The sequence below is a fragment of the uncultured Flavobacterium sp. genome (genome assembly GCF_951805225.1).
Taxonomy (GTDB): Bacteria; Bacteroidota; Bacteroidia; order Flavobacteriales; family Flavobacteriaceae; genus Flavobacterium.
In genome coordinates this window covers 204344-229873 of the sequence record NZ_OX638201.1, presented here as the reverse complement: position 1 = coordinate 229873, position 25530 = coordinate 204344, and the positions used below count along the sequence as shown (strand labels likewise).

Genomic DNA, 25530 nt, shown 5'->3' with positions numbered 1-25530 from the left:
AAGTTTATACTCGCATACAGTATAAAAATGAGGTTAGATAGTTAGTAAAGTTTAAAAACTGTATAGTTTTAGAAACAGCTCTTTGTGGTTATTGAGCTGTTTTTTTTTGCTCTTTACTTTTTTATTTTTTTTACCGCAAAGGTTTTTTACCGCAAAGTGTATTTTTTACCGCAAAGCGCGCGAAGATTTTTCTCCTGCATCGCGTTTAGCAAACACAAAGTTCGCAAAGCTTTATCAATATCTGCTTTGTGGTTATTGTTATCATTATCTTACCGCAAATTGCGCGAAGATTTTTATCCTGTATCGCGTTTAGCAAACACAAAGTTCGCAAAGCTTTATCAACTCAAAGCTTTGTGGTTATTGTTATCATTATCTTACCGCAAAGTGCGCGAAGATTTTTATCCCGTATCGCGTTTAGCAAACACAAAGTTCGCAAAGCTTTATCAACACAAAGCTTTGCGAACTTTACATTTGTACAAAACTTTTTATAAAGAAAATCTTTGCGCGCTTTGCGGTAAAAAAACATATTTCAGTTAAATTTCACTTCGCTATTTTGTAAGAAATACAGATAAATTTACTTTCTCTTAATTCAAACAAAACATTGAAAAATAATAAACGAATTAACAAATATGCTAATTATAATTCAAACTTTAACCTATAACGGTTTCGTAAATGAGAATATAGCATCGAAATCGGCCAATAGAGTTGTGAGAATACATATGTTTCATAAGTAATTTAGCATCAGAGAATTAGAACTATTAATTTAAAAACTAAATACCATGAAAAAGATTTTAAAATTAAGTTTAGTATGTGCTGTACTTTTCACCGGAATGAGTACTTATGCAATCGACGGGAATGAGGATTTTAATCTTCACGTAATTAAATCGAATGGAAAAGTGATTACGTTTGCTCTTAATCAGTTAAAAAAAGCCAGTTTAGCAATTTACGACAAAGATGGTACTCTAATTTATTCTGAATCAGCTACGGGTAAAGATGGGATTTTGAGAACTTTTAGCTTAGAAGAATTTCCTGCGGGAACTTATTTCTTAGAAGTTGAAGATAATGTAAAAAAAGTGAGACATGAAATTGTAATAACTGAAGATGCTACAGTTTTATCTAAAAAAGCAGTTTCATCAGTTTACAAAGCAGGTTTTTCTGCTAAAAATACAAGTGTTGCCGCACGCTAAAAAAGTGTAAGTTCATAAAGTCTAAAAGTGAGATTAGACAATGTGAAAAATTTAAATAATAGTGTTCAAAAAACAGCTCCTTTGACGTTATGAGCTGTTTTTTTTTTGCATTTAACTTAATGGTTTTGGTTTTACCGCAAAAGGTTTTTTACCGCAAAGCGCGCAAAGTTTTTTGTTTTGTTTCGCGCTTAGCAAACACAAAGTTCGCAAAGCTTTATCATCACAAAGCTTTGCGAACTTTGCGTTTAATATGCATAATCCTTAATAAAAAAACCTTTGCGCACTTTGCGGTTAATACACACAAACCAGAACAAAAACTTTATCAACACAAAGCTTTGCGAACTTTGCACTTAATATGCATAATCCTTAATAAAAAAACCTTTGCGCACTTTGCGGTTAATACACACAAACCAGAACAAAAACTTTATCAACACAAAGCTTTGCGAACTTTGCGTTTAATACACATAATCCTTAATAAAAAAAAACCTTTGCGCACTTTGCGGTTAATACACACAAGCCAGAACAAAAACTTTATCAATACAAAGCTTTGCGAACTTTGCGTTTAATACACATAATCCTTAATAAAAAACCTTTGCGCCTTTGCGGTAAAATTACACACAATACAGAAAAAAATTTGCAGTTAAATATTAAGCATAAATGTGAGATTAAATAATGTGAAAAATGCAAATAATAATGTTCAAAAAACAGCTCTTCTGACGTTCTTGAGCTGTTTTTTTATGCTCATTTTTTACTAACTTTTTTCAAACCATCTTTTTTTGGAAAGCTATTCTTAATAATTTCAAAAGGCTGATTTTTACGCCATTAAAAAAATGCATTAAAAAACATCCACGAACCCAGTAATTACGTACATAGTTCAGATAAAACGCAGAAACATCTTTAATTCAGCAATTTACACTTATAAAAAAGTGATTTTTTTGCATAAAATTAAATTTCTATTTGTAGTTTTGGGCGTTCCACAAAATAGTAATAAACAATTAAAAAAGACATGACAAAATTTACCAAAATGGGCTTAGTTGTTGCCTTATTTTTAACAACGATTTTTACTTATGCAATTGATGGAAAAGGTGATTATATTTTGAATATAAGAACCGGAAACGGAAAAGTGGTTAGCTTTGCTATCAACACCGTTGAAAAATCAATTTTCTCTATTTTTGATGAAAATAATAATTTAGTTTACACAGGAGATTCTGCTGCAGACAAATTAGAGATTTCAAAAACAATAAGTTTAGAAGGTTTTCCTGCTGGAACTTATGTATTAGAAGTAAAAGAAAACAGCAAAGTTGTTAAACACGAAATTAAAGTTGCAACTAAAAAAGTAAAAGCAGCTAAGCTTGACGACACGGTAAACCAAAGCCCAGCTTTTCGCCGTTAATTTGTCTTTTTTGCCTTAAAGATTAAAAGCATCAGCGTGGCTGATGCTTTTTTTTATGTCTTAATATTTTTTCTATTTGTTTTTTCAAAACATCTTTAGCATTTGGCAATGTAAGAACCTCTGATTATTGCTTTAATTTTTCTAAAGTTTCTAATAACCAATCCTCCTCTACTTTTTTAAGTTTTTGATTTCTTTCAATCTGTTCTTCGATTAAAAGTATAAAATCCTTATCGTTATATTCTTCTATTGCTTCTAAAATTAAGGAACCAAATTCATCTATTTCCAAAAGCTCTTTCTTTAGAATCTTTTTAATATTCTCGTCTTTCCTTTTGGCTAAGCCAACAATAGCTTCAAGTCTCGTAGTAGTATCGGTATCGTTTATTCTTTCCCACAAAGCTTCTCTGATTATTTGCGTATCGGTTTCAATTTGTGTTCCGATTCCGAAAGTTGCCCAATCTCTAATATCCGAATCCTTATCTTTACTTAATTCTATCAAAGTATTTATAGTTTTGTTTTTATCTATAGCGAGAATTGCATAAACCAAAGCATACTTTACAGTTACACTTTTATGATCTTTGTAAGCACAAATTACATTAATTTGTTTATCGGTTAAATTATCGTTGTTATGTCCAATTCCGTAAAGTATGGAACTAATTACATTTTTATCGGTTTCGGTTTTGAGTAAATCGAAATATATTTTCAAAATTTCTTTCAAATGCAATCTCGGAAACCCAAATTGAGCCAATATATTTATACCAATAATTTTTTCTTTAACTATTTCTGATTTCGTTAATTCTACGCTTTTTTCAAAAATATCATTATCCTTTCGCTTTCTTAATTCAGTAATGAAGTTCCAATAATTTTTACTCGACTTATTATTTAAAAGTCTTTCAAATAGTTTTTCATTAGAATAATTAACTAAACTCATTTGGTTTCAGGATTTGTTTTTAATGTGAAATATACAACATAAAATTTATCTTTTTCAAACCGTGACAATACGTTACACTTTTAATTTTATTAAATATTTCTCGTTTATAATTAAAATAACAATAATTCTAAACTTTCAATTTCTTTGGGCATTTCATTTTTTGCAGAAACCAAAAAACCTTTCATTTCTGAAAGATTTTGTAAAACTATAAAACAGCAAAAAATAATTAAACATTTTGCATTTACATACAAAAACATCACCGATAACTAATACTTTTTATAAGCGTTTATTTCTCCAGAGAATATTATTTCTTTATCTGATTTCTCAAAAAATCTTTAGCGTTAAGCGAAGTCACAACTTTCTTTCCTGTTTTAGATTCTAATTCTTTTAAAGCAACTTTAGCAACATTACCGCCTTGTTGGGCTACCTCTTTATTTTCATCAAAAGTTTCCGGTTCATTTGCAACCGAAATATCTTTTGTAGATGCTTCTGCCAGCATATTCAAAATCAATTCGGTATTTGTCATATTATCTCTTAGATTTTCTTTTTTTAATCCTTTGAGTATTTTATATTCTTTGGTTGTTTTTCCTGACCAGGCATTAGAAATTATATCCGTTAAAGTCCCAAACTGGCTGGCTTCTTTTATTCCTCTGTTTTTCCATTCATCAGTTAATTCTTTACGAATTTCAATACTTTTTAATCGTTGATTTATCCAACTTTCTGAATACCCTAATTGCAAATATTGATCTAAAGCCCGATCTATAGAAAGTTCCGGATCTTGCATTTCATCCAAACGTTCTACACCAATTTGAGCAAGCCACAGTTTAAATGGTTCGGCTTTTGGAGAAGGGATTGATTGTATTAAACGAAATAATTGTTCAGTATCAGCCACATCCGTTAAACGCATTTTTCCATCGGAAGACTCTAATTTCAAACGTCCGATTTTATCGGACACTTCACTACCTTCTTTTTTTAGTTTACTTTTTAAATCATTCCAATATTTTCTTGATCTATCAGAATTTGTTAAAACTTCTATTACATCAATAATAGAAAAATACCATTTTTCTTCATCTTGAATCCAAACAGTTCTTACTCTTTTTTCGTCAAATATCTGTATCGATTCTTGCTCTTTCATGCTCAATTTTATTGAAATAATTTAATTTATTTGATTACAATCCTATAAATTTAAGATATTTTACCAAAGTACAAATGTATTTAAAAAAGAAAGATAAATCTTATATTAATAGAAATATTTTATCAATATTTCAAAATAAAAAAGTTATTCCATTATAGTTGTCCATTTTACTTATTTCCCCTTCACTGCTCTGGAATCTTGACTTTTCTCTAATTTGTCTCAGTGATAATTTTATACAATTCTGACAATAAGTAAACTTGTCATTTTGTTGGTTTCTTTTATTTTCCTGCCCGGCTTCATAAACCGAAATCTGAAACGAAAACAATATTCTAATAGCCATATTTTGGGCCAAAACATTCTTGTTGTCTAACTTCATCGCATTCAAATCTTTAATTTCAGATTTCCAAAACTTAAAATTAGTATTACTTTTAGCCGATTTTAATTCCTGGTCAAAACGAAGCCAAAGTTTATCTAAAATCTCGTTTTCCAAAACTTTTATCTTCTCTATTTTTGCAATTTCATCTTTATATTCTCTGGACTTTTTGATTTCGGAAATCTTAGTTCTTAGAAAATTGTCTTCATTTGTATTCAAAAAAGTAATCCCTTTTTCGTAGGCATTCATCGAAAGAACCATTTCTTTATTTGCCTTTAAACTATCGGCAATTTGCAAATTTTTATCATAAATTCGTTTGATGATTGTATCGTTCTTTGGTTTTAAATTTTTTCGATACGCCTGAATTTCCAACCAGTCAAATGCCCGAAGCATTTCAGATTGTTTAGGCCAAACATGATCTTCGTGAGAAACAAAAAGTGTGTTTACAATCCTTGATTTATCCAGCCATTCTTTATTTTTTATCATTTCCTGATAATTCATATCCTTATCTCCAACCATTCCAACATACGAGAAATTATTTGACGGCGGTATAAATTTATCCGTACCCGTAAAAGAAGCTCCACAAGCAATAACTCCTTGAAAAACGCTCGTAGATATCCCGAAATAACTGGCTAATCTTGCACCGCCCGAAAAACCCGATATATAAAGTTGTGAAGTATCAACAGCGTAGTTTTGCAATACATCATCAAATAATCTATTGGCAATACTGATATTATTTTGGGTCGATCCATTTTTTAAAGTATTGGAACATACCAAAATATAATTATAAGTTTCGGCAGCCAGAATAAAAGGCTCAATCCCCATTTTGCCTCTCGCGGATGGTTCAAAAATAAAAACCAACGCCAATGGAGTTTTCGCATCGTATTTTTTAGGGAAATATATTGCATACGATTCCGTTGGATTGCTTGCAACTTTAACCGAATCGATAATAATTCCCGTTTGTAACAATTGCTTATCCTGAGCAAAACCAAAAGCCGTAACCAAAAGAAATAGAATACAATAGATCGTGTTTTTCATAACACTAAAATAAAAAAACCTTTCATTTCTGAAAGGTTTTTGAATTAATATCTTTATTTCTGCTTTAGTAATTTTTCTAAATATTCGACTTTATCTTTTTCCGCCTGAAGCAAACGTTCGTAAAGATTTTTGTTTTCTTCTACAGTTTCCATTAATTTATCTAAAGGATTGAAAGTGCATGTATTATAATGATTAAAATTATTATCCGAATCATTAAATGTATTGAAATAATTAATCATTCCTTCTTCTGAAAAACTTTTAATCGCTTCAACCGTTACACCAAGTGCTTTTGCAACTTCAGCAAGTCTTTCTTCTTCTATTGTTTCGCTGTTTTCAATAGCCGATATCGTTTGCTGACTTATTCCTAAAGCAAGTGCCAAAGCTTCCTGTTTCATATCACGAAGTTCACGAATACGGCTTATTTTTCGCCCTATATGATTTGGTTTTGTAAGTGTGCTCATAATTCAAAGATAATAATTAAGTGTGAAAAACTTCAACTGGTAAAAAACTTATTTCGACTGTTCAGATACCCGCCAAACAGGTTTGGTAACATACAATCTATCGCTTCCTTCGCCAAGTTAAACAAAAGTAAGATTTTTATTATATTAAATTATAAAAACGATTAACAATAAACAAATTAAAAATATACGCCTTATGGAAGCAAATGAAATTGAAAAATTAGCAAAACTTAAAAGATTAACCGCTCAATATTTTACAACTCTAAAACCAACAAATAGCAAAAATACTTATACAGTTCAATTTAAAATTATCAATTATCTGGAACTAGGTTGTGTCATTACCGATATGCTAAAATTATGCATTCTGGCACTAGATCACGATATGCATAAAATCGACCAAAAAAACACGAATCTATAAACGTGAGTTTGATTCTAGAAACTGTTGTGCAGATGTTTCCTTTGGATGAATTTGAGTTTTTGAGTTATGTTGAGGAAATGGTTGGTGAATAATCTTCTGCTGATTTTATTGCCGTAAAAACTGGATTTTGATTACGCAAGCAAACGGATTTTGATTACGAAATTTATCGTTGTGGTCGGATTAAAATCCGTCTCTACAATCTTTATCATGGACGGATTAAAATCCATCCCTACAATATGTTTCGTTCCTCTGGAACTCTTTGTAAAACTTCATCATAAATATTCGCAATATTGTTGTGTCTTCTGCTGAGGCAAACTGGAGAAGATTAATTTTAAAACATAAGAATATTTTTACTTTTTAAGCAAAAAAAGATACTAATCTAATTTTTGTTCGTACTTTTGAAACGAATAAAAGAATTCTTTTAGAGAAGATCTTTTTTTATAATTCATGTATGAAGTTAGTTTCAAAAAAAACTTCTTACATTTAATCAAAGAAATAAACTTATGGCAAAGCCTATTAAAAATACTCCTGTTTTAAAAGGTAAAGAAGCGGTTGACTTTTATAAAACTATCGAATTTAATAAAGATAGAAAAGTTAGTGTCGACTCTTTAGCCAAAATTCGAACTGATGCTGGCTCTTTAAAAGAACTTCTAAAAGTCAATTAATGCCTTTTACAGGATTTTCATTTTTCGAATTAAACCCCACAACAAATATTAAACCTTTTGAGTGTGGTGATATTGATTTAAATAGTTTTCTTAACGATAAAGCAATTCCTTATAAAAAAGATTTACTTGCCACTACTTATTTGCTTGAAAACGAAAATAAGACTATTGCATATCTAAGCATATATAATGATGCTTTGGCTGTTCAGGAAAATAATTTTGCTTCTAAAAATGCTTTTAAGCGATTGATAAAAGAAATCATCAATCATCCTAAACGACATTTGAGACAATTTCCAGCTATAAAAATAGGTAGATTAGCCGTTTGTGAGATTACAAAAAAAGAACGGAAAGGAATTGGCAGAGCTCTTGTAAATTTTGTTATTGATTTAGCATTAGAACAAAATAGCAAATGCGCTTGTCAATTATTAACTGTAGATGCCTACGAAAAATCACTTGGCTTTTATGAAACATTAGGTTTTAAATTTCTTTCTGAAAATGATATTGGAGAAGATACCAGACAAATGTATTATGACCTTCGACCACTAATGAATACGTTAAACGAAGTTTCAAGGTAATTTTTATTAAGCTTTTTAATCTTTTACTTCTGCTGACGCAGGCGGAGATTACGGAATTTGTCGCCGTGAACGGATTAAAATCCATCCCTACAATATGTTTCGTTCCTCTGGAACTCTTTTAAAACTTCATAAAAATAACCACAATATTGTCATTTCTGTAAAGGTTAGATATTTCGGTAACAAAATTTAACTTTAATAAATTTTGTTACGATGAGAAATAATAGTCAGGATTCCACTTTAGAACGAAACTATTTAGAGAAGTATCGTTTTTTAATAAAAGAATATGAGCAGGTAAAAAATAAAACTCATCCTTTGTATAAAAAGGTAATGGATTTTTATGCAGCAAATGACACTTGCCGCAAGAGTTTTTTAAAGTATTATAATCGATATAAGCAAAGTGGGAAATCATTGGATCTGCTTCCTCAGAAACGAGGTCCCAGATATAAAACCAGAAGACCGCTAGCTTTTATAGAGCAGAAAGTAATTGAATTACGAGAAAAAGGAAACAACAAATATGAAATTGTTAGTATCTTAAGGCCCAAATTAGGAAAGCATACACCATCATATTCTGGAGTTTATAATATTTTAAAACGTAATAAAATCAATAGATTAACTCCGAAGATTAAAAAGAATCATCAAAAAATAATCAAGGAAAGAATGGGAGAACTTGGGCATATTGATTGTCATCACTTAAGTAAAAGTATCATAAGAGGAGAAAGTAAAAAACGATATTTAGTTTGTGTAATTGATGATTACAGCCGGATTGCCTGGGCTGAAGTGATTCCTGATATTACCGCTTTAACCGTTATGTTTGCCACATTAAAATGTTTAAACATCCTGAGTGATCATTATGAGATAAAATTTGAAGAAGTATTGTCTGATAATGGACCTGAATTTGGAATCAAAACAAGTAAACAAAAATATCAGCATCCTTTTGAGAGAATGCTGATGGAATTAGGAATTACTCATAGGTACACAAAACCTTACAGACCACAGACAAATGGCAAGGTTGAACGTTTCTGGAGAACTCTCGAAGATGATTTATTAAGGGATACGGATTTTGATTCTCAAGAAGAATTAAAAGAAGAGCTATTGCAATATTTATATTATTATAACCATGAAAGACCACATCAAGGTATTGACGGAAAAAGACCAATTGAAATGATAAATCCGTTACCGAAATAAGTGACTTTTACAATTTCGACGAAGGAGAAATCTTCGCAAGTAACTCCGCAACGAAAGTTCAATCTTTGTCGAGTTTCTCGTGGGGATTTCTCCTTCGTCGAAATGACAAACTTTATGGAATTTTATTGTTTTGCTGGCGCGAGCGTCTCGCTTGTGCGCATCAACTTGAATTTTATTTTTGTTATGCAACCTTTTAAGATTACTAATTAGTAAATTAAAAATCTTTGTTATAATTATTTATTGGTTTTAAATCACAAATCACAATTGAAAAAAGTAGTTATGAATGAGATTCTCATTTATAGTTTGTAAATAATAACAATTAACTTATTAAAATGGATTTAATAATATTTATAAAAGAATTAAAATCAATACTTTTATTTTTGATTCTATCTTGCGGTATATGCCCTCTGTATTCAATTAATTTTGTGTTTTCTGCAATTTTTTCAAACTGTTGATTTTGTTTTATTAATTCTTCGAAGTTTTTCCCCAAATCAATATTTACGTATATATCTTGATACAAATCTTCAAATGAAATATTTTCATCTACTAATTTATTCCTTGATTTATAATCAGCCACATTCACGGTTATAACAGCATAAATATCTTTGTTTTTACCACAACATTCAACTTGCCTTTTACTTAAAGCGACAATGCCTTCTGAATCCCATCTTGATTTAACTTCAATGTAGTATATTGGAATACCTGATTTATAAATTATAAAATCTTGTCCATTCTGTTCTTCTGAAAGTAATTTTTCATCTGACAAAGACTCTGAAATGTTAATGTTTTCAGCAAGTGATTCATCTAATTGATGCTCAATAATATTCTGAATTTTTAAACCTATTTCCTTTATATAAATTAAATGATTATTTTTCCTTGCCTCCTCTTTTTGCTTCTCTTTACCTGCTATTATTAGACTATCTAAATCATCTATTTTTGCAAGTTCCCCTAATAAATTAATCTTATCCATTGATTCTGAGAGAATATTAAAAAGACTTAATCTAGTATTTTCATCTTGAAATTTATGCATTAAGATTTCTTCCTTTACCTTACTTAAATTAGGAAGCCAATGCGTCCAATTAGAATTTGGCTTAGACATAAATTGAATTAAGTCAAGTAATATTGGCAAATTATTCACATTACTATCATTAATGGGAAAGAAAACTTTATTAGGACTTAAAGTTCTCTCTATTTCATCACCTATTTGTATACCTGTAATTGTATTTTCATGCTGAACAAACTCGTCGAAATCCTGTAATATTAAATCACTTCTAATTTCTTTAGTTGTGATATCTAAATACATTGTTTTAAAATCTTCATCATTTATACGATCTAACTTGAGATTTGATTGAGATTTTAATTCAAGCATTTGATTAGGAAAACATTCTAGTTTATCTAACAAGTTCTTTTTTAATTCTGAATTCCCATCTAAAATACAAACAAATTCTCTTAATTTTTCTACTGAAATACTATATCCTTCATCATTTAATTTTATAAACTTAATAAGTAATCTAGCTAATAGTTTAAATGACGAATCATAATTTAAATTTACAGTTGGACTTGCTATTATTTTTTCATTAAACGGTAAATCAAAAATTGATCTAAAAAATTCCGTATATTTTTTATTTGTATCTGTGGTTTTATTTAAACTTACAAAGTATAATAACGAATTTATTAGTGTATAAAATTTAACTGAATTAACTGAAAGTGTTTCAACATCATTTTTTTCTAAAAGATTTATGACTTCATTATTAAACTTATTCAAATCATCTTTAAAATTCTCACGTGTATATTCAATTAAATTATTTAAAAAATAAAAATCCTTATGTAAATAGCTTTTACTAACATCGTAATTGATTGCATCCATCACATTTATTAATGAATCCTCAACTAAATTCCACTTCTTTAAATCTTTTATAAATTTAAATTCATTATGAATATTAGGAATTACTTCCAATGAATTTAATAACTCCACATTTGTCGAAATTGTTTTTATAAAACATTCATAACTCTCTTTATTTTTAATTTCACTATAAATACCATCTGAAACTTGAACAATTTTATCAAAAATATCTTTATAATCAAGTATCAAAAAATTCTCAAGACCCCAGTTATTTATTTTTTCACTTAAGTAAATATAACTTTCATATTCTGGTATAAAATAAAATTCCGAGAGCAGTGGATAAATATTCTGCAAAACTTTATCTCCACAATTTAAAATATTCTGACTTAAGTAAGAAATACTTATTAATGGTACTAACTCCTTATTTACCTTTATACGCTCCAAATCTTTCAAACAATCAATAAAATTAACTTTTAGAGATCTTAAAAAAGAATCTTCACTTTCTATAAAACGAATATTAATAACAGATAAAAAATCTAATGATATATCTTCTTTAACCTTTTCTATTATTAATTCATAACCTCTTCTTAGTAATAATTTATTTAATTCAACATCTATTTTAATTTCTTCATTCGAAATTTGCAAAAACAAATAATCTCTTTCTTTATTTGGTTTGAAATCTTGTGCATGAATTAAAAAATTTACACCTAGATTTACAGTTTCCATCAACGGATAAAATAAAAATAATTTGGGAATATTTTCAAAATTTAAATTATTCTGCGGAATTACAATTTTAATATTTTTTTCATTATCTGATAAAAATGAAAATTTAAAAAGTTCATCGTTTATAAACAAATTAACTTCCTGCTCTTTAATTTCTTTTCTCTGATATATAACTATATCATTAATGTAATTAATCTCAACTTTATCTAATTTATTATTAAATGCAAAAACATAAGGAATTATAGAAGGTATGTAATGGAACATATTATCTATGTAATTTTCCGATTCTTCAGTTGCTAAATATTCAAAACTTGTTAATTCTAGATGTTCATTTACTTCATTTCCATTTTCATCGCATATTTGCTCAGCTAAGTCATCTTGAATTTGAATCTTTTTATTTAGTTCCTCAGGACTATTTGCTTCTCTATCAATTAAAAACTCTTCTAATTTTTTAATTCTTCCCTCATCTACAGTAAGAGTTGCATCAATTAGTATTTTTTTACCATAAACATGTGTACTTAAAAAACCAGTTCCATATTGTCCTATTTCATCTTCATTAGATCCATATTTTTTTCCATTGCTTGACTGCTTAATCAATCCTGTCAAGTTTCCATCGTTAAAGGGTCTTCCGTTATGTTGAAATTTAAATCCCCGGTTAGTTTTAGTAATTCGAATGAGACCTTTATCTACTACTATATCAAGAGCATTTTGAAACAATTCCCAAATTGCTCTTTTTTCGGCATACTCAGGATTAATTTCCCGTATTGCCGTAAATATTTTATTAGCATGTTGTTCGAAATCCGTATTTCTAGATTTGGTTCTATAGCTAGCACACATAATTTTAAAATATTAATATTGTTTTGCTAATATATAGAAACAAATTACTTTAAAAGTGAGGAAAACCGTAAACAAAATAGTTTTAGTTCAAATTAAATAGTACAACAAAAAAACCTCCCAAAATCTGAGAGGTTTTTCCAAAAATATAAAATAGCAAATTCTACATATTCCTTCTATACTGCCCGCCAACTTCAAACAATGCCGAAGTAATCTGACCAAGCGAACAAACCTTTGTAGCTTCCATTAAATGATCGAATAAGTTTTCGTTTTTAATCGCGGCTTCTTGTAGTTTGTTTAAATGCTCGTTTACTTTTGCTTCGTGAAATTGATGCAAATTATCCAGCATCGTAATCTGATATTGTTTTTCTTCTTCGGTGGCTCGAATTACTTCTGCCGGAATTACCGTTGGAGAACCTTTTGAACTCAGGAAAGTATTTACGCCCACAATTGGGAAATCTCCGTTGTGTTTTAAGGTTTCGTAATACAAACTTTCTTCCTGAATTTTAGAGCGTTGGTACATTGTTTCCATTGCGCCAAGAACTCCGCCGCGTTCTGTAATTCGGTCGAATTCTTGTAGAACTGCTGCTTCAACTAAATCCGTTAATTCTTCGATGATAAATGAACCTTGAATTGGGTTTTCGTTTTTCGCCAGACCTAATTCTTTATTAATAATCAACTGAATCGCCATTGCTCTACGAACAGATTCTTCTGTTGGTGTTGTAATCGCTTCGTCGTATGCATTTGTGTGTAGCGAATTACAGTTGTCGTAAATCGCATACAAAGCTTGCAAAGTAGTTCTGATATCGTTAAAATCAATTTCCTGTGCGTGCAATGAACGTCCGGAAGTTTGAATATGATATTTTAGCATTTGCGCTCTTTCGTTGGCTCCGTATTTGTTTTTCATAGCTTTTGCCCAAATTTTACGCGCCACACGACCAATAACTGAATATTCTGGATCTACTCCGTTTGAGAAAAAGAACGATAAGTTTGGTCCAAAATCGTTGATGTTCATTCCGCGGCTTAAGTAATATTCCACGTAAGTGAAACCATTCGAAAGCGTAAATGCCAATTGCGTAATTGGGTTCGCTCCTGCCTCTGCAATATGATATCCTGAAATCGAAACCGAATAGAAATTACGAACGTTCTTAGTAATAAAATATTCCTGAACGTCGCCCATTAATCTTAAAGCAAATTCGGTAGAGAAAATACAAGTGTTTTGCGCCTGATCTTCTTTCAAAATATCGGCCTGAACCGTTCCACGAACTTGCGATAATGTTTTAACTTTTATTTCGTTGTAAATTTCCAGAGGCAAAACCTGATCTCCGGTAACACCCAAAAGCATTAATCCTAAACCGTTGTTTCCTTCCGGTAAATCGCCTTGATATCTTGGTCGTTCTGTTCCTTTTTCTTTGTATATTTTGTTGATTTTAGCTTCAACTTCTTTTTCAAGATCGTTTGCTTTGATGTAATATTCACATTGCTGATCGATCGCCGCATTCATAAAAAAGCCCAACAACATTGGCGCTGGCCCGTTTATGGTCATACTTACAGATGTTAAAGCGTGCACCAAATCAAAACCTGAATACAGTTTTTTAGCATCATCCAAACAACAAATCGAAACTCCCGCATTTCCAATTTTTCCATAAATATCAGGACGAATATCCGGGTCATTTCCGTATAAAGTCACACTATCAAAAGCAGTTGAAAGTCGTTTTGCCGGCAATCCTGCGCTCACATAATGAAAACGTTTGTTGGTTCTTTCCGGTCCGCCTTCTCCGGCAAACATTCTTGACGGATCTTCGCCTTCACGTTTAAACGGATATAATCCTGAAGCAAACGGAAATTCTCCGGGAACATTTTCCTGTAAATTCCAACGTAAAATATCACCCCACGCTTCATATTTAGGTAAAGCAATTTTTGGGATTTGTAAATGCGATAAACTTTCAGAATGTGTTGCAATCTTAATTTCTTTATCACGAACCTTAAACGAGTAAACCGGATTTTTGTATTTGGCTACTTTTTCGTCCCAATTCAGGATAATTTCCCAATTGTACGGATCTAAATCCATTTTTACTTTATCAAACTGATTTAGCAAAAGATTCAAAAAGATTCTGTTTTCGTTAAGTCCTTCGACTTCGCTCAGGATGAGACTATTGTCGTCGATTCCTGCTTTATTTATCTGTGGAATTTTCCCTGAAACTGATTCAATCGTTTTAAAGATTCCGTATAGTTTTTGAGCTACTTTTTGCTGCGAAAGCGCGATTTCATCATAAGATCTGTTATTCTCTGCAATTTCAGATAAATAACGTGTTCTGTGTGGCGGAATCACGAAGATTTTCTCGCTCATTTCCTTCGTAATCTGGAAAGTCGATTTTAATTCAGATTCTGTTTTCTCCACAATTTTATCCATAATCGCTTTATAAAGCGTGTTCATTCCAGGATCGTTGAACTGAGATGCAATTGTTCCGAAAACCGGCATTTCATCAGGATTTTTATCCCAAAGATTATGATTGCGTTGGTATTGTTTTTTAACGTCACGAATGGCGTCAAGTGCTCCTCTTTTATCAAACTTATTTAAAGCTACAAGATCAGCAAAATCAAGCATGTCGATTTTCTCTAATTGAGTCGCTGCACCAAATTCCGGAGTCATTACATATAAAGATACATCAGAATGGTCCATAATCTCCGTATCTGATTGTCCGATTCCTGAAGTTTCAAGGATAATCAAATCATATTTTGCTGCTTTTAAAACCTGAATCGCTTCGGCAACATATTTAGATAATGCCAAATTTGATTGACGTGTTGCCAATGAACGCATATAAACACGAGGATTATTAATAGCATTCATTCGGATTCTGTCTCCTAAAAGTGCTCCTCCGGTTTTTCTTTTCGAAGGATCGACAGAAATTAATCCGATTGTTTTTTCAGGGAAATCAATTAAAAATCTACGAACTAATTCGTCAACCAAAGAAGATTTTCCTGCTCCACCAGTTCCTGTAATTCCAAGAACCGGAATTTTAGAATTAGCATTATTCGTATGAATCTGATCGAAAACCGGTTTTGCAATCTCAGGAAAATTTTCCGCTGCCGAAATTAATCTTGCAATTGCGGTTGGAATTTTATTTTCGATATGATCGATTTCTCCATTTAGTTTATCTCCTATTGGATAATCTGAGCGCTCTACCAAATCATTAATCATTCCTTGTAATCCCAAAGAACGTCCATCATCCGGAGAATAAATTCTTGTTATTCCATATTCATGTAATTCTGAAATTTCGCTTGGCAGAATTACTCCGCCTCCACCACCAAAAATCTTAATATGCCCTGCTCCTTTTTCATGCAGCAAGTCATACATATATTTAAAATATTCGTTATGTCCACCTTGATATGAAGTCATTGCGATTGCATTTGCATCTTCCTGAATAGCGGTATTTACCACTTCTTCGACACTACGATCGTGACCTAAATGTATTACCTCAACTCCCGTTGACTGAATAATACGGCGCATAATGTTGATGGCAGCATCATGTCCGTCAAAAAGTGAAGCAGCGGTTACAATTCTTACTTTATTTTTAGGATTATATGGTTTTTGTTGTTCCATTTTATGAATATGATAATTTTAAGGGAGCAATTTACAAAATATTTTAATATTTGATTACTGCTATTGCTTTATGTTAACAAAAAAAAGAAATGTTTTTTTCATCTGCAAGGGTAACAATCTCAAACGTTATAGTATATACCTTATATAAGTCTTATAGAAATGTTAACAACATGGCAATTTCGCAACATTTAAATAAAATCTAACAACTTGTTTAGCAACATGATAAAGTAATTTAGCAGTGTAGAAAAGCCCCAAATTTTTACCAAAAACTTCCTAACGAACAATAACGTAAAAATTTAAAATAAAATGAAAACATTATATCCTTTCGCCATAATTTTAGTCGTAAGTTTCTTTACATCATCTTTTAATAACCTTGACAAAAATGATGTAATCACCAAAAAAACTTCCGCAGACATTTACAAGAATGCTTCTGAGAAAAATGAAGATGTAGTAGACGCAGAAATTCTAAATGATTTCTTTAGAAGATATTCTGATTTAAAAAAATACCAAAACGATGTGATCTCTTTATACAAAAACAGATCTTACGGAACTATATGGTATAAAAATGGAAAAATAACTGAATTTGGAAATGTATTGTACAAAAAATTAAACAGTACAGATAAAGAAACTTCAAAAATTGAATTTCCATATAAAGAAGAAATCAATCAGATGTTTAATGAAACTTCAAAAGAGAAACTTTCCAAAACAGATTCTGATATGTTATTAAGTGCTGCATATATTATGTATGCCAATCATGCAATCGAAGGCAAAAAAACAATTTCATACGAAACTTTATTAGATTCTTTAATGACTAAACCTACTTTATTAGAGAAAAATAATGCCGGAGTATCTAATCAATATGATAAACTTCAGATTGCTTTAAAAAAATACAAAAAAATAGAACAAGAAAACAACTGGAAACCTATCACAACTGAAACTCCTTATAAGGATATCAGACCTGATGCAAAATCAATTACAGTTGCTCAAATCAGAAACAGATTGTTTGTAATGGGCGATTTGAAAAACGATTCTAAAAGCGATGTTTATGATCAGGAATTGATGGATGGTGTGATGAAATATAAATTGAGAAATGGTTTAAAACCAAATTACATCATTAATGAAGATCATATTAAAGATTTGAACACGCCAATTGCGGATAAAATCAAAACTTTGATGATCAACATCGAACGTGCTAAAACTGTTTTACCTCAACTTTCAAAAGACAAAGAATATATAATGGTAAATGTGCCATCATTTGAATTGGTTTATGTAAAAAATGGTAAAATCGAATTGACATCAAAAGTATTTGTTGGTTCTCAATTGACTAAAACAACAATTTTTAACGGTAACATTGATAAAGTTGTTTTTAGCCCTTATTGGACTGTTCCTCAAAGTATTGTTGACAATGAATTGAAATCAAAAATTGCAGCTGACAAAAATTATCTTGCAGATCACAACATGGAAATCGTAAATGGTCAGGTAAGACAAAAACCGGGCGCAGATAACTCTTTAGGATTAGTAAAATTTATTTTCCCAAATCCAGATGATATCTACATGCACGATACGCCAGCCAAAACATTATTTGATTTTGAAAAAAGAACTTTTAGCCACGGTTGTGTGAATGTAAATAAAGCCAAAGAACTTGCAATTGCAATGTTACAAGATTATCCAGAATGGACAGAAGACAGAATAAACAAAGCAATGGATGGTACTGAAGAAACAACTTTTAAATTGCCAAACAAAGTGCCTATCTATATTACCTATTTTACTTCATGGGTAAACGAATCAGGAGAAGTTAGTTTCTTTCAAGACGTTTACGACAGAGATAGTGATTCAAATAACCTTATTTCTAATCCTTCAGAAATAGCTTCAAATTAAAATATTTAATTGGTAAATTAATAAACGGGAAAACTGTATAAAATTAGCTTTTTATACAGTTTTTTTTATTTTATTTCATCAGATAAAAAAAACCTTAACATATTAATTTTAAATCCTTTAAAGGCTAAATTAAATTCAAAACCGACTGACCTTTGTACCATAATAATACCACTAATTTTTAATTAAAATTAATTATCATGAAAACAGAGAATATTGACGGATTAACACTTTTTGAAATCAATCTTTTAATCCAACAAGGCGGAAGATTTGTAATGTTTCCAAATTTAATGACTAAAATAAAAAGCTCTACTATTTATTTTGTTCGTCCTGAAGAAAGTAAAACCAAATACATAATAAAACATTTTATAAAAAACATATTACAAAGCTGGCGTACATTTCCTTTAAGACCAATGCATCTGTCAAAATCTTTATTTTATTTAGCAATTGGAGGTACAGATTACACACACAATATACTTGCCGAATTAAGACAAATCAATCCTGTTTACAATCCTAATTTATATTGTTTACAATACGTATAAAATCCTACTTTATATAATTCGAAAACGAAACGCCTTTTTTGTCCCAAACAATTATTTTATTAGCAATAAACTAAAATACAGCAACTTAATCTGGTTTATAAATCCTAATTTATATTGCTTTAATATGTTCAAATCCTACTTTTTATATTAATTCGAAAGCGAAAATATCCTACTATATTTTCGCTTTTTTTATTTATAAGAATCTTCAACTCCTTAAAAAAAGAATATTATTTCCTTTCTCTTTATGGAAGTAAAAATGTCCTAAAACAGCAGACTTTAAATCTTTTAAGAACCATCGCTTAAATCGATTAAAGGATATTTGCAAAAATTTTCTTATAGTTTTAAAATGAAAAAACAGGTTTTAATTTTCAGTATCGCAGTTATTTTATTTTCTTCCTGCAATAAACAGGCATTAACTGAAGATTATTCGGGACTTGAGAAAAATATCACACATCCTAAACCTCCAAAAACCGAAGGCCCTCCTCGCATATTATTTATAGGAAACAGCCAAACTGAATACTTTGTAAGTGCTCCAATATTGTTTAAAGAATTTTGCAATGCAAACAATCAACCTGTCAATGTTGATCAATTAATAACCGTTGGGGTTTCGCTTCAAAAGGTTTATGAAACAAACAAAACAGAGGCTAATCAAATTTTTTCTAATCAGGATAAAGACGGTAATTATTTCGATTATGTAATTATTCAGGAATCAACTTCGATAGCTTTATCTGACATTGAAGAATACAAGGCGAATGTCAAAATGCTAGTCAAAAAAATACATAAAAATAGTCCGGACGTTGCAATCTATATTTATCAGGGAATATCTCCACTTTCATACACTGATTCTAATTTTATAAAATCTCATACTAAACTGCGTAAAAATGCCATTTTGATTATGAGTTTTATAAAAAATGCAGGTTTATTAAAAATAGGCGATGCTGTTAAAGATGCCTATGATGGAAAAAATGGCTATAGATATTTGGTTGAAAATAAAGACAATCTGCGTTATGGAAAACATACACTTCATCTTATAAACGATGGCGGATTCCTGCAGGCTAATTTACTATACGCTACTATCTTTGACAAAAAACCAATTATTCCTAAAAAACTTTTGCTAATTTCAGGAACCAGATATTATGATTCTACTCGAAAACAAGAAGTTAATCACGCTATTAGCAACCCAGAAGCTTTGCAAGAAATAGCTTTTGATAATAAGTAGCTTAATTTTTTTATATAAAATCATCTTAGGAAACTAAGATGATTTTGCATTTATAAAACTCTTATCTTTCTAAAAATTATGTACATTTAAATTTCAATTACAAAGTATATACTAAAAAGCTATAACTGAAATTATGGAAGATTCAAATGAATTAATTGTTAGAAAAAGTTGGTGGGACAGAAACTGGAAATGGTTTGTACCAACAGGATGTTTAAGTCTTATTCTACTTTTTGGCTTGTTTATCGCCGGAATTTTCTTTGGAGTTACTTCGATGATGAAAGATTCGGATGTTTATAAACAAACCCTGACCGAAGTACAACATAACAAAGTAGTAATTGAAAAACTAGGAGATCATATTGAAGCAAACGGAATGACATCCGGAAATATTAGTTTAAGTAATGATACCGGAAATTGCGATTTACAAATCCCGATAAAAGGTTCTAAAGGAAATGGAACTATATTTATTGTAGCCGAAAAAAGAGGAACTTGGAAATACAGCGTAAAGTCCGTTTATGTTGAGTCTACAAAAGAAGAAATTGATTTATTGAAGCAGTAAAACAATACTAAATGAAATCATTTTTTTTGCTATGCTTATGCCTTCTTCAAGGCGTTTACGGAATGGCGCAATCCAATGCCAAATATGACATTTACACCAATAAAATAAAGCAATTCTCAAAACCTGCCAAGGTTTTGTACAGTCATATAAATGCAGAAGGAAACGGTTCTATCGAATTTACAAATGCTAAAAAACAAATACTGCGATTTCGCTTAAAAAATCAGAAACCAGAAGTATTGCATGGCGGAATTACTTTTCAGCTTTTTTATTATAATAATGACTATCTGCAAAGAATCGAAACTTTTGATGCTAACGGAAATCTCGCAGCTGAACACGAATCAAATAATGAAGCTGCAATTGTTTTCATTATCGAAAATCCTGAATTGTATTTAAAGAAAAAGAAATTAATAGACGCCGCCGAAGGAAATATTGATTTAAAAGACGACACAACAGAAAAAATCATTCGCATACAATTATACGATCAAAATAATGTGCCAATTAAAGCAATGCAATCTACCTATATTTCGAGTAAAACGTATTGGAATTATAATGTGAGAATGTATTGGCCGTGAGAGGAAGATTCCTAGGTTCTGAGATTCTAAGTTGCTAAGGTTTTAGCGTAATATTTTAATAATATAATTAGTTTAAAAAATATGGCAAAAGAGCCTTTCGCTGAGCAATTAACTTCAATTTGGATTGGTGGATTTTTCTTCTGGATTTTGAAAGGATTTAAAGGAAAATTAGTCGATCAATATAATACTGAATTCGATAAACGAAATCTTTGGACGGGCTATATTCTCGAACTATTTTTTGTTGGAATTTTAGTTTTCTTTCTCATTAAAAATGAAGTTCGAATATGAGAAATTAAAAACAAAAAACACCTTAGCAACTCAGAACCTCAGAATCTCAGTACCTAAAAAAAGCTATTGTTAAGTATAAAACAAATTGTTTATTCTCCTAACATAAAATTGTGGCTTTGTTTTTGAATAAGTAGTATTTTTGAAACTTATATAAAAACCTACTTAATGAAAAAGATTTTAATTTTAGCCCTTGTATTTTCTCTTAGCTCTTGTGCTCAGGTACAACAAACCCTAAATCAGTTACCACAATTGTCATCACAACTTCCAGGAATTGGCGGCGTAGACATTGCATCTGGATTAAAAGAAGCCTTAAATAAGGGAATTACGCAACAAGTGAGTAAATTGACCGCAGTTGATGGTTTCTATAAAAATGAAGCTGTAAAAATTTTAATGCCAGCTGAATTACAAAAAGTAGACGCTACTTTACGTAAAATAGGATTATCATCTCTTGCTGATGAAGGTATTAAAGTCTTAAATCGCGCTGCCGAAGATGCTGTAAAAGAAGCAACTCCAATATTTGTTTCGGCTGTTAAAAATATGTCGTTTACAGATGCAAAAAATATCCTTTTAGGAAATGACAGCGCTGCAACCAGTTATTTGCAAAATAGTACGACTACCGCTTTATACGGAAAATTTAATCCGGTAATTAAAAGTTCTTTCGCAAAAGTTGGTGCTGATGTAGTTTGGACAAACATTATAAACAAATACAATACAATTCCGTTAGTTAAAAAAGTAAATCCTGATTTGACAGATTATACTACTAACCAAGCTTTGGCAGGAGTTTTTAAAATGATTGCTGTTGAAGAAAAAGATATCCGTACTAATATTAGCGCAAGAACAACGCCTTTGCTTAAAAGCGTATTCGCAATGCAGGACGGAAAATAATTTTATTTCTAAGGTTCAAAGGCTCAGAGTAACAAAGGTACAAAGCAACCTTTGGAACTTTGAACCTTTGGAACTTTGTAACTAATCAAAAAAAACACCAATATGCAAAAAATTACCATTCTGATTCACTGCAAAGACAAAAAAGGAATTATTGCCTCAGTAACTACTTTTATTGCAAAGGTAGAAGGAAACATTACCTACATCGACCAACATGTTGATGTAGAACAAAATGTGTTTTTTATGCGATTGGAATGTGAATTAACCAATCACAACATAACGATCGAAAATCTAAAAGCCGATTTTAACCAAACGATCGCAACGGAATTTGATATGTCCTGGGATTTATACAATCAGGAACAAAAACCAAAAATGGCGTTGTTTGTATCGAAATACGATCATTGCCTTTTTGATATTTTAGGACGTTACAGCGCAGGAGAATTAAATGTAGAAATTCCGGTAATTATCAGTAATCATAATGATTTAAGATCTATTGCCGAACGTTTTGATATTCCGTTTCACTGTGTGCCTTTTACAAAAGACAATAAAGAAGAAGGCGAAATCAAACAAATTGAATTATTAAAAAAATACCAAATCAATTTTATTGTTTTAGCCCGTTATATGCAAATCATTACTCCAAATTTGATTTCGCTTTACGAAAATAAGATTATCAATATTCACCATTCCTTTTTGCCTGCTTTTCCGGGTGCAAAACCTTATCATTCGGCATTTAAACGTGGTGTAAAAATTATTGGTGCCACAAGTCATTATGTTACAGCAGAATTAGACGAAGGTCCAATTATTGAACAAGATATTACTCGCGTTTCTCACATACATTCAATTGATGATTTTATCATGAAAGGACGAGATTTAGAACGTATTGTTCTCGCTCGCGCTATTAAATTGCATGCCGAACGTAAGACTATGGTTTACAGTAATAAGACGGTTGTTTTTTCTTAGGTTTTAGCTGTTTTTTTTACCGCAAAGAATGCAAAGGTTTACGCAAAGTTTGCTAAGTTTTTATATTTAGTGTTTGATAATTTTATTAAGATCACAAAGCTTTGTCTATAATTTTTGGCCACGGATTATGCAGATTTAAACGGATTTTCGCTGGTTTTCTGCAATTAAACCGGATTGAAATCCGGCCCTACAATATGATTCGTTCCTTCGGAACTTTAAAAAAGCTTTAGCTCAATTTATATTGTAGGGCCGGACTTTAGTTTACATAAAGAAATATTTGTATTTATATAAAATAACAAAACCCGACAGATTTTAAAATCTGTCGGGTTTATTATTTAAAATCAAAGGCAAACTCTGAGCCTTTGCTACTCTGTCCCTTTGAACCTTATAAAAATTATCGAACTTCGATTAATAATCTTGGATCAGAAAAGTTATTTACTTCATCCATTGTCAGACCTAGCGCATTTGCTACACCTTCTCCATATGCAGGATCAGCTTTGTAACAGTTGCGGATATGACGAATCTGAATGAACTTTTGTGCTCCTCCTACTTGTCCTGCAGTATTTTTGAATAACAATTGTTTTTTCTCATCTGTTAATAAACGGAAAAGTAAACCTGGCTGTGTAAAATAATCATTATCATCATCTCTGAAATTATGAGCCCACGCATCTCCATGAAGTTTCAATGGTGGTTCTTTAAATTCAGGTTGTTCCTGTAATTCTCCAAAACTGTTTGGTTCATAATGTTTCTTTGAACCGTTATTTCCATCTACACGCATTGCTCCGTCTCTATGAAAAGTATTGTAAGGACATCTTGAAGAGTTTACCGGAATTTGGTAATTGTTCACTCCCAAACGATATCTGTGTGCATCTCCGTAAGAGAACAAACGTGCCTGAAGCATTTTATCCGGTGAAAAACTGATTCCTGGAGGTACATGCGCCGGATTAAAAGCTGCTTGTTCTACTTCGGCAAAATAATTTTCAGGATTTTTATTTAATTCAAATTCTCCAACAGGAATCAATGGATAATCTCCTTTTAACCAAACTTTAGTTAAATCAAAAGGATGGAAACGATAATTCTCTGCTTGTTCTTCTGTCATAACCTGAATAAACATTTTCCATTTTGGGAAGTTTCCTTCTTCAATAGCATCAAATAAATCACGTTGGTGACTTTCTCTGTCTCCTCCTACTAATTTAGCTGCTTCTTCATCAGAGAGATTATCAATTCCTTGTTGCGTTACAAAATGAAATTTCACATAATGTCTTTCGTTTTGATGACTTATGAAACTAAAAGTATGGCTACCAAATCCGTGCATTTGTCTGTATGATCTTGGGATTCCGCGATCACTCATTACGATTGTAATTTGGTGTAAAGCTTCTGGTAATAAAGTCCAAAAATCCCAATTGTTATCAGCACTTCTCAAATTGGTTTTTGGATCACGTTTTACAGCATGATTTAAATCAGGGAATTTCATTGGATCACGAAAGAAGAAAACAGGCGTATTATTTCCTACCAAATCCCAATTTCCTTCATTAGTATAAAATTTCAAAGCAAAACCACGTATATCTCTCTCAGCATCAGCAGCACCTCTTTCACCCGCAACAGTTGAAAAACGTGCAAACATTTCCGTTTTTTTGCCAATCTCAGAAAATATATCGGCTCTTGTATATTTTGTAATATCGTGAGTTACTGTAAAAGTTCCGTAAGCTCCAGATCCCTTTGCGTGCATTCGTCGTTCCGGAATAACCTCACGATCAAAATGCGCCATTTTTTCTAAAAACCAAAAATCTTGTAATAAAACAGGTCCGCGAGGGCCAGCTGTTTGAATGTTTTGATTGTCTGGAACGGGAGTTCCTGTTGCAGTTGTTAATTTTTTGTTTGATTCCATATTGCTGATATTTAATGTTTTATCAAATATACAAACTTATCTTTACGATATTGATAAACAAAATTGATTGTTATTATATTTTAATAATCAAAAGTTATTTAACGTTACAGAAAGCTCAGAAAAGCCTTTTCTATAATCTTAACTTATGTCCAACAAAGTAATAACAAAACCTTAACAGCTAAACATTCATATATGTCGGATCTTTGTAGGGTAATAAACTGGTTATTTATTATTTTGGTTTTGGTTAGTTAAATGATGCCGGCTTCTTCGAGATGCCGGCATTTTTTTTATGCCCTTTTTTAAGGTTTTCTTTGTTTCTGGTTTCAAGTTTCAAGTTGCTTTACCTAAAGCATAATTTATCGCAAAACGCACAAAGTTTATTTATATGTCTA

At 30.9% G+C, this 25530-nt stretch carries 22 protein-coding genes; 15 read left to right on the top strand and 7 right to left on the bottom strand.

What is annotated here, in order from left to right:
* Nucleotides 1-84 precede the first annotated feature (84 nt).
* From WN975_RS01050 to WN975_RS01040, 3 genes are all read left to right on the top strand, one after another.
* The gene (locus WN975_RS01050; protein ID WP_337964812.1) at nt 85-537 is read left to right on the top strand and encodes a hypothetical protein; all 453 of its coding nucleotides are present in this window, start codon (nt 85-87) and stop codon (nt 535-537) included.
* Nucleotides 538-779: 242 nt separating this feature from the next.
* A complete protein-coding gene (locus WN975_RS01045; RefSeq protein ID WP_337964811.1) occupies nt 780-1187 on the top strand; it encodes a T9SS type A sorting domain-containing protein in 408 nt (135 codons plus the stop codon).
* Nucleotides 1188-2193: 1006 nt separating this feature from the next.
* The gene (locus WN975_RS01040; RefSeq protein ID WP_337964810.1) at nt 2194-2580 is read left to right on the top strand and encodes a secretion protein; all 387 of its coding nucleotides are present in this window, start codon (nt 2194-2196) and stop codon (nt 2578-2580) included.
* Between the two features lie 124 nt (nt 2581-2704).
* Here WN975_RS01040 and WN975_RS01035 read toward each other — a convergent pair whose 3' ends face one another.
* From WN975_RS01035 to WN975_RS01020, 4 genes are all read right to left on the bottom strand, one after another.
* Nucleotides 2705-3508, bottom strand: a complete 804-nt coding sequence (locus tag WN975_RS01035; protein WP_337964809.1) for a hypothetical protein — start codon at nt 3506-3508, stop codon at nt 2705-2707.
* 304 nt (nt 3509-3812) lie between these two features.
* Nucleotides 3813-4643, bottom strand: a complete 831-nt coding sequence (locus tag WN975_RS01030) for a Bro-N domain-containing protein (RefSeq protein WP_337964808.1) — start codon at nt 4641-4643, stop codon at nt 3813-3815.
* Between the two features lie 130 nt (nt 4644-4773).
* Complete coding sequence (locus WN975_RS01025; RefSeq protein ID WP_337964807.1) at nt 4774-6054, bottom strand: hypothetical protein; 1281 nt, start codon at nt 6052-6054, stop codon at nt 4774-4776.
* Between the two features lie 53 nt (nt 6055-6107).
* Nucleotides 6108-6515, bottom strand: a complete 408-nt coding sequence (locus WN975_RS01020) for a helix-turn-helix transcriptional regulator (protein ID WP_337964806.1) — start codon at nt 6513-6515, stop codon at nt 6108-6110.
* Nucleotides 6516-6708: 193 nt separating this feature from the next.
* Here WN975_RS01020 and WN975_RS01015 point away from each other — a divergent pair, with 193 nt between their 5' ends.
* From WN975_RS01015 to WN975_RS01000, 4 genes are all read left to right on the top strand, one after another.
* Nucleotides 6709-6930, top strand: a complete 222-nt coding sequence (locus WN975_RS01015; protein ID WP_338140812.1) for a hypothetical protein — start codon at nt 6709-6711, stop codon at nt 6928-6930.
* Between the two features lie 503 nt (nt 6931-7433).
* Complete coding sequence (locus WN975_RS01010; protein ID WP_337964805.1) at nt 7434-7595, top strand: hypothetical protein; 162 nt, start codon at nt 7434-7436, stop codon at nt 7593-7595.
* The gene (locus WN975_RS01005) at nt 7595-8167 is read left to right on the top strand and encodes a GNAT family N-acetyltransferase (RefSeq protein WP_337964804.1); all 573 of its coding nucleotides are present in this window, start codon (nt 7595-7597) and stop codon (nt 8165-8167) included. Before WN975_RS01010 ends, WN975_RS01005 begins: the two co-directional genes overlap by 1 nt.
* A gap of 210 nt (nt 8168-8377) precedes the next feature.
* Nucleotides 8378-9352, top strand: coding sequence for an integrase core domain-containing protein (locus tag WN975_RS01000; protein ID WP_337964803.1), 975 nt, complete (start codon nt 8378-8380; stop codon nt 9350-9352).
* Between the two features lie 319 nt (nt 9353-9671).
* On the opposite strand, the gene WN975_RS00995 is transcribed toward WN975_RS01000, so the two are convergent.
* Together WN975_RS00995 and WN975_RS00990 are read right to left on the bottom strand one after the other, a co-directional pair.
* Nucleotides 9672-12755, bottom strand: coding sequence for a DUF3883 domain-containing protein (locus WN975_RS00995; protein ID WP_337964802.1), 3084 nt, complete (start codon nt 12753-12755; stop codon nt 9672-9674).
* A 160-nt stretch (nt 12756-12915) separates the two neighbouring features.
* Complete coding sequence (locus WN975_RS00990) at nt 12916-16356, bottom strand: methylmalonyl-CoA mutase family protein (RefSeq protein WP_337964801.1); 3441 nt, start codon at nt 16354-16356, stop codon at nt 12916-12918.
* A 306-nt stretch (nt 16357-16662) separates the two neighbouring features.
* Here WN975_RS00990 and WN975_RS00985 point away from each other — a divergent pair, with 306 nt between their 5' ends.
* From WN975_RS00985 to purU, 8 genes are all read left to right on the top strand, one after another.
* A complete protein-coding gene (locus WN975_RS00985) occupies nt 16663-18234 on the top strand; it encodes a L,D-transpeptidase family protein (RefSeq protein WP_337964800.1) in 1572 nt (523 codons plus the stop codon).
* A 197-nt stretch (nt 18235-18431) separates the two neighbouring features.
* Nucleotides 18432-18773: a hypothetical protein gene (locus tag WN975_RS00980; protein ID WP_337964799.1), complete on the top strand. Its 342-nt coding sequence runs from the start codon at nt 18432-18434 to the stop codon at nt 18771-18773.
* A gap of 346 nt (nt 18774-19119) precedes the next feature.
* Complete coding sequence (locus tag WN975_RS00975) at nt 19120-19992, top strand: hypothetical protein (RefSeq protein WP_337964798.1); 873 nt, start codon at nt 19120-19122, stop codon at nt 19990-19992.
* 133 nt (nt 19993-20125) lie between these two features.
* Nucleotides 20126-20548, top strand: a complete 423-nt coding sequence (locus WN975_RS00970) for a cytochrome c oxidase assembly factor Coa1 family protein (RefSeq protein WP_337964797.1) — start codon at nt 20126-20128, stop codon at nt 20546-20548.
* An 11-nt stretch (nt 20549-20559) separates the two neighbouring features.
* Entirely contained in the window at nt 20560-21120 is a 561-nt protein-coding gene (locus WN975_RS00965; protein ID WP_337964796.1) for a hypothetical protein, read from the top strand.
* Nucleotides 21121-21201: 81 nt separating this feature from the next.
* Entirely contained in the window at nt 21202-21408 is a 207-nt protein-coding gene (locus WN975_RS00960) for a hypothetical protein (protein ID WP_337964795.1), read from the top strand.
* Nucleotides 21409-21573: 165 nt separating this feature from the next.
* Nucleotides 21574-22293, top strand: coding sequence for a DUF4197 domain-containing protein (locus tag WN975_RS00955; RefSeq protein WP_099711422.1), 720 nt, complete (start codon nt 21574-21576; stop codon nt 22291-22293).
* A gap of 102 nt (nt 22294-22395) precedes the next feature.
* On the top strand, nt 22396-23250 hold the full coding sequence (purU, locus tag WN975_RS00950) for a formyltetrahydrofolate deformylase (RefSeq protein ID WP_337964794.1): 855 nt from the start codon (nt 22396-22398) through the stop codon (nt 23248-23250).
* A 394-nt stretch (nt 23251-23644) separates the two neighbouring features.
* Here purU and WN975_RS00945 read toward each other — a convergent pair whose 3' ends face one another.
* Nucleotides 23645-25138: a catalase gene (locus WN975_RS00945; RefSeq protein WP_337964793.1), complete on the bottom strand. Its 1494-nt coding sequence runs from the start codon at nt 25136-25138 to the stop codon at nt 23645-23647.
* Between the last annotated feature and the right edge of the window lie 392 nt (nt 25139-25530).

What these genes read in the sequence shown, in the direction of transcription:
- WN975_RS01005 (WP_337964804.1), top strand. Translation starts at nt 7,595, where the DNA reads ATGCCTTTTACAGGATTTTCATTTTTCGAATTAAACCCCACAACAAAT.
- WN975_RS01035 (WP_337964809.1), bottom strand. Translation starts at nt 3,508, where the DNA reads ATGAGTTTAGTTAATTATTCTAATGAAAAACTATTTGAAAGACTTTTA.
- WN975_RS00955 (WP_099711422.1), top strand. Translation starts at nt 21,574, where the DNA reads ATGAAAAAGATTTTAATTTTAGCCCTTGTATTTTCTCTTAGCTCTTGT.
- WN975_RS01020 (WP_337964806.1), bottom strand. Translation starts at nt 6,515, where the DNA reads ATGAGCACACTTACAAAACCAAATCATATAGGGCGAAAAATAAGCCGT.
- WN975_RS00980 (WP_337964799.1), top strand. Translation starts at nt 18,432, where the DNA reads ATGAAAACAGAGAATATTGACGGATTAACACTTTTTGAAATCAATCTT.
- purU (WP_337964794.1), top strand. Translation starts at nt 22,396, where the DNA reads ATGCAAAAAATTACCATTCTGATTCACTGCAAAGACAAAAAAGGAATT.
- WN975_RS01000 (WP_337964803.1), top strand. Translation starts at nt 8,378, where the DNA reads ATGAGAAATAATAGTCAGGATTCCACTTTAGAACGAAACTATTTAGAG.
- WN975_RS01045 (WP_337964811.1), top strand. Translation starts at nt 780, where the DNA reads ATGAAAAAGATTTTAAAATTAAGTTTAGTATGTGCTGTACTTTTCACC.
- WN975_RS00975 (WP_337964798.1), top strand. Translation starts at nt 19,120, where the DNA reads ATGAAAAAACAGGTTTTAATTTTCAGTATCGCAGTTATTTTATTTTCT.
- WN975_RS01010 (WP_337964805.1), top strand. Translation starts at nt 7,434, where the DNA reads ATGGCAAAGCCTATTAAAAATACTCCTGTTTTAAAAGGTAAAGAAGCG.
- WN975_RS00990 (WP_337964801.1), bottom strand. Translation starts at nt 16,356, where the DNA reads ATGGAACAACAAAAACCATATAATCCTAAAAATAAAGTAAGAATTGTA.
- WN975_RS00985 (WP_337964800.1), top strand. Translation starts at nt 16,663, where the DNA reads ATGAAAACATTATATCCTTTCGCCATAATTTTAGTCGTAAGTTTCTTT.
- WN975_RS01030 (WP_337964808.1), bottom strand. Translation starts at nt 4,643, where the DNA reads ATGAAAGAGCAAGAATCGATACAGATATTTGACGAAAAAAGAGTAAGA.
- WN975_RS01025 (WP_337964807.1), bottom strand. Translation starts at nt 6,054, where the DNA reads ATGAAAAACACGATCTATTGTATTCTATTTCTTTTGGTTACGGCTTTT.
- WN975_RS00945 (WP_337964793.1), bottom strand. Translation starts at nt 25,138, where the DNA reads ATGGAATCAAACAAAAAATTAACAACTGCAACAGGAACTCCCGTTCCA.
- WN975_RS01015 (WP_338140812.1), top strand. Translation starts at nt 6,709, where the DNA reads ATGGAAGCAAATGAAATTGAAAAATTAGCAAAACTTAAAAGATTAACC.
- WN975_RS00965 (WP_337964796.1), top strand. Translation starts at nt 20,560, where the DNA reads ATGAAATCATTTTTTTTGCTATGCTTATGCCTTCTTCAAGGCGTTTAC.
- WN975_RS00995 (WP_337964802.1), bottom strand. Translation starts at nt 12,755, where the DNA reads ATGTGTGCTAGCTATAGAACCAAATCTAGAAATACGGATTTCGAACAA.
- WN975_RS01040 (WP_337964810.1), top strand. Translation starts at nt 2,194, where the DNA reads ATGACAAAATTTACCAAAATGGGCTTAGTTGTTGCCTTATTTTTAACA.
- WN975_RS00960 (WP_337964795.1), top strand. Translation starts at nt 21,202, where the DNA reads ATGGCAAAAGAGCCTTTCGCTGAGCAATTAACTTCAATTTGGATTGGT.
- WN975_RS00970 (WP_337964797.1), top strand. Translation starts at nt 20,126, where the DNA reads ATGGAAGATTCAAATGAATTAATTGTTAGAAAAAGTTGGTGGGACAGA.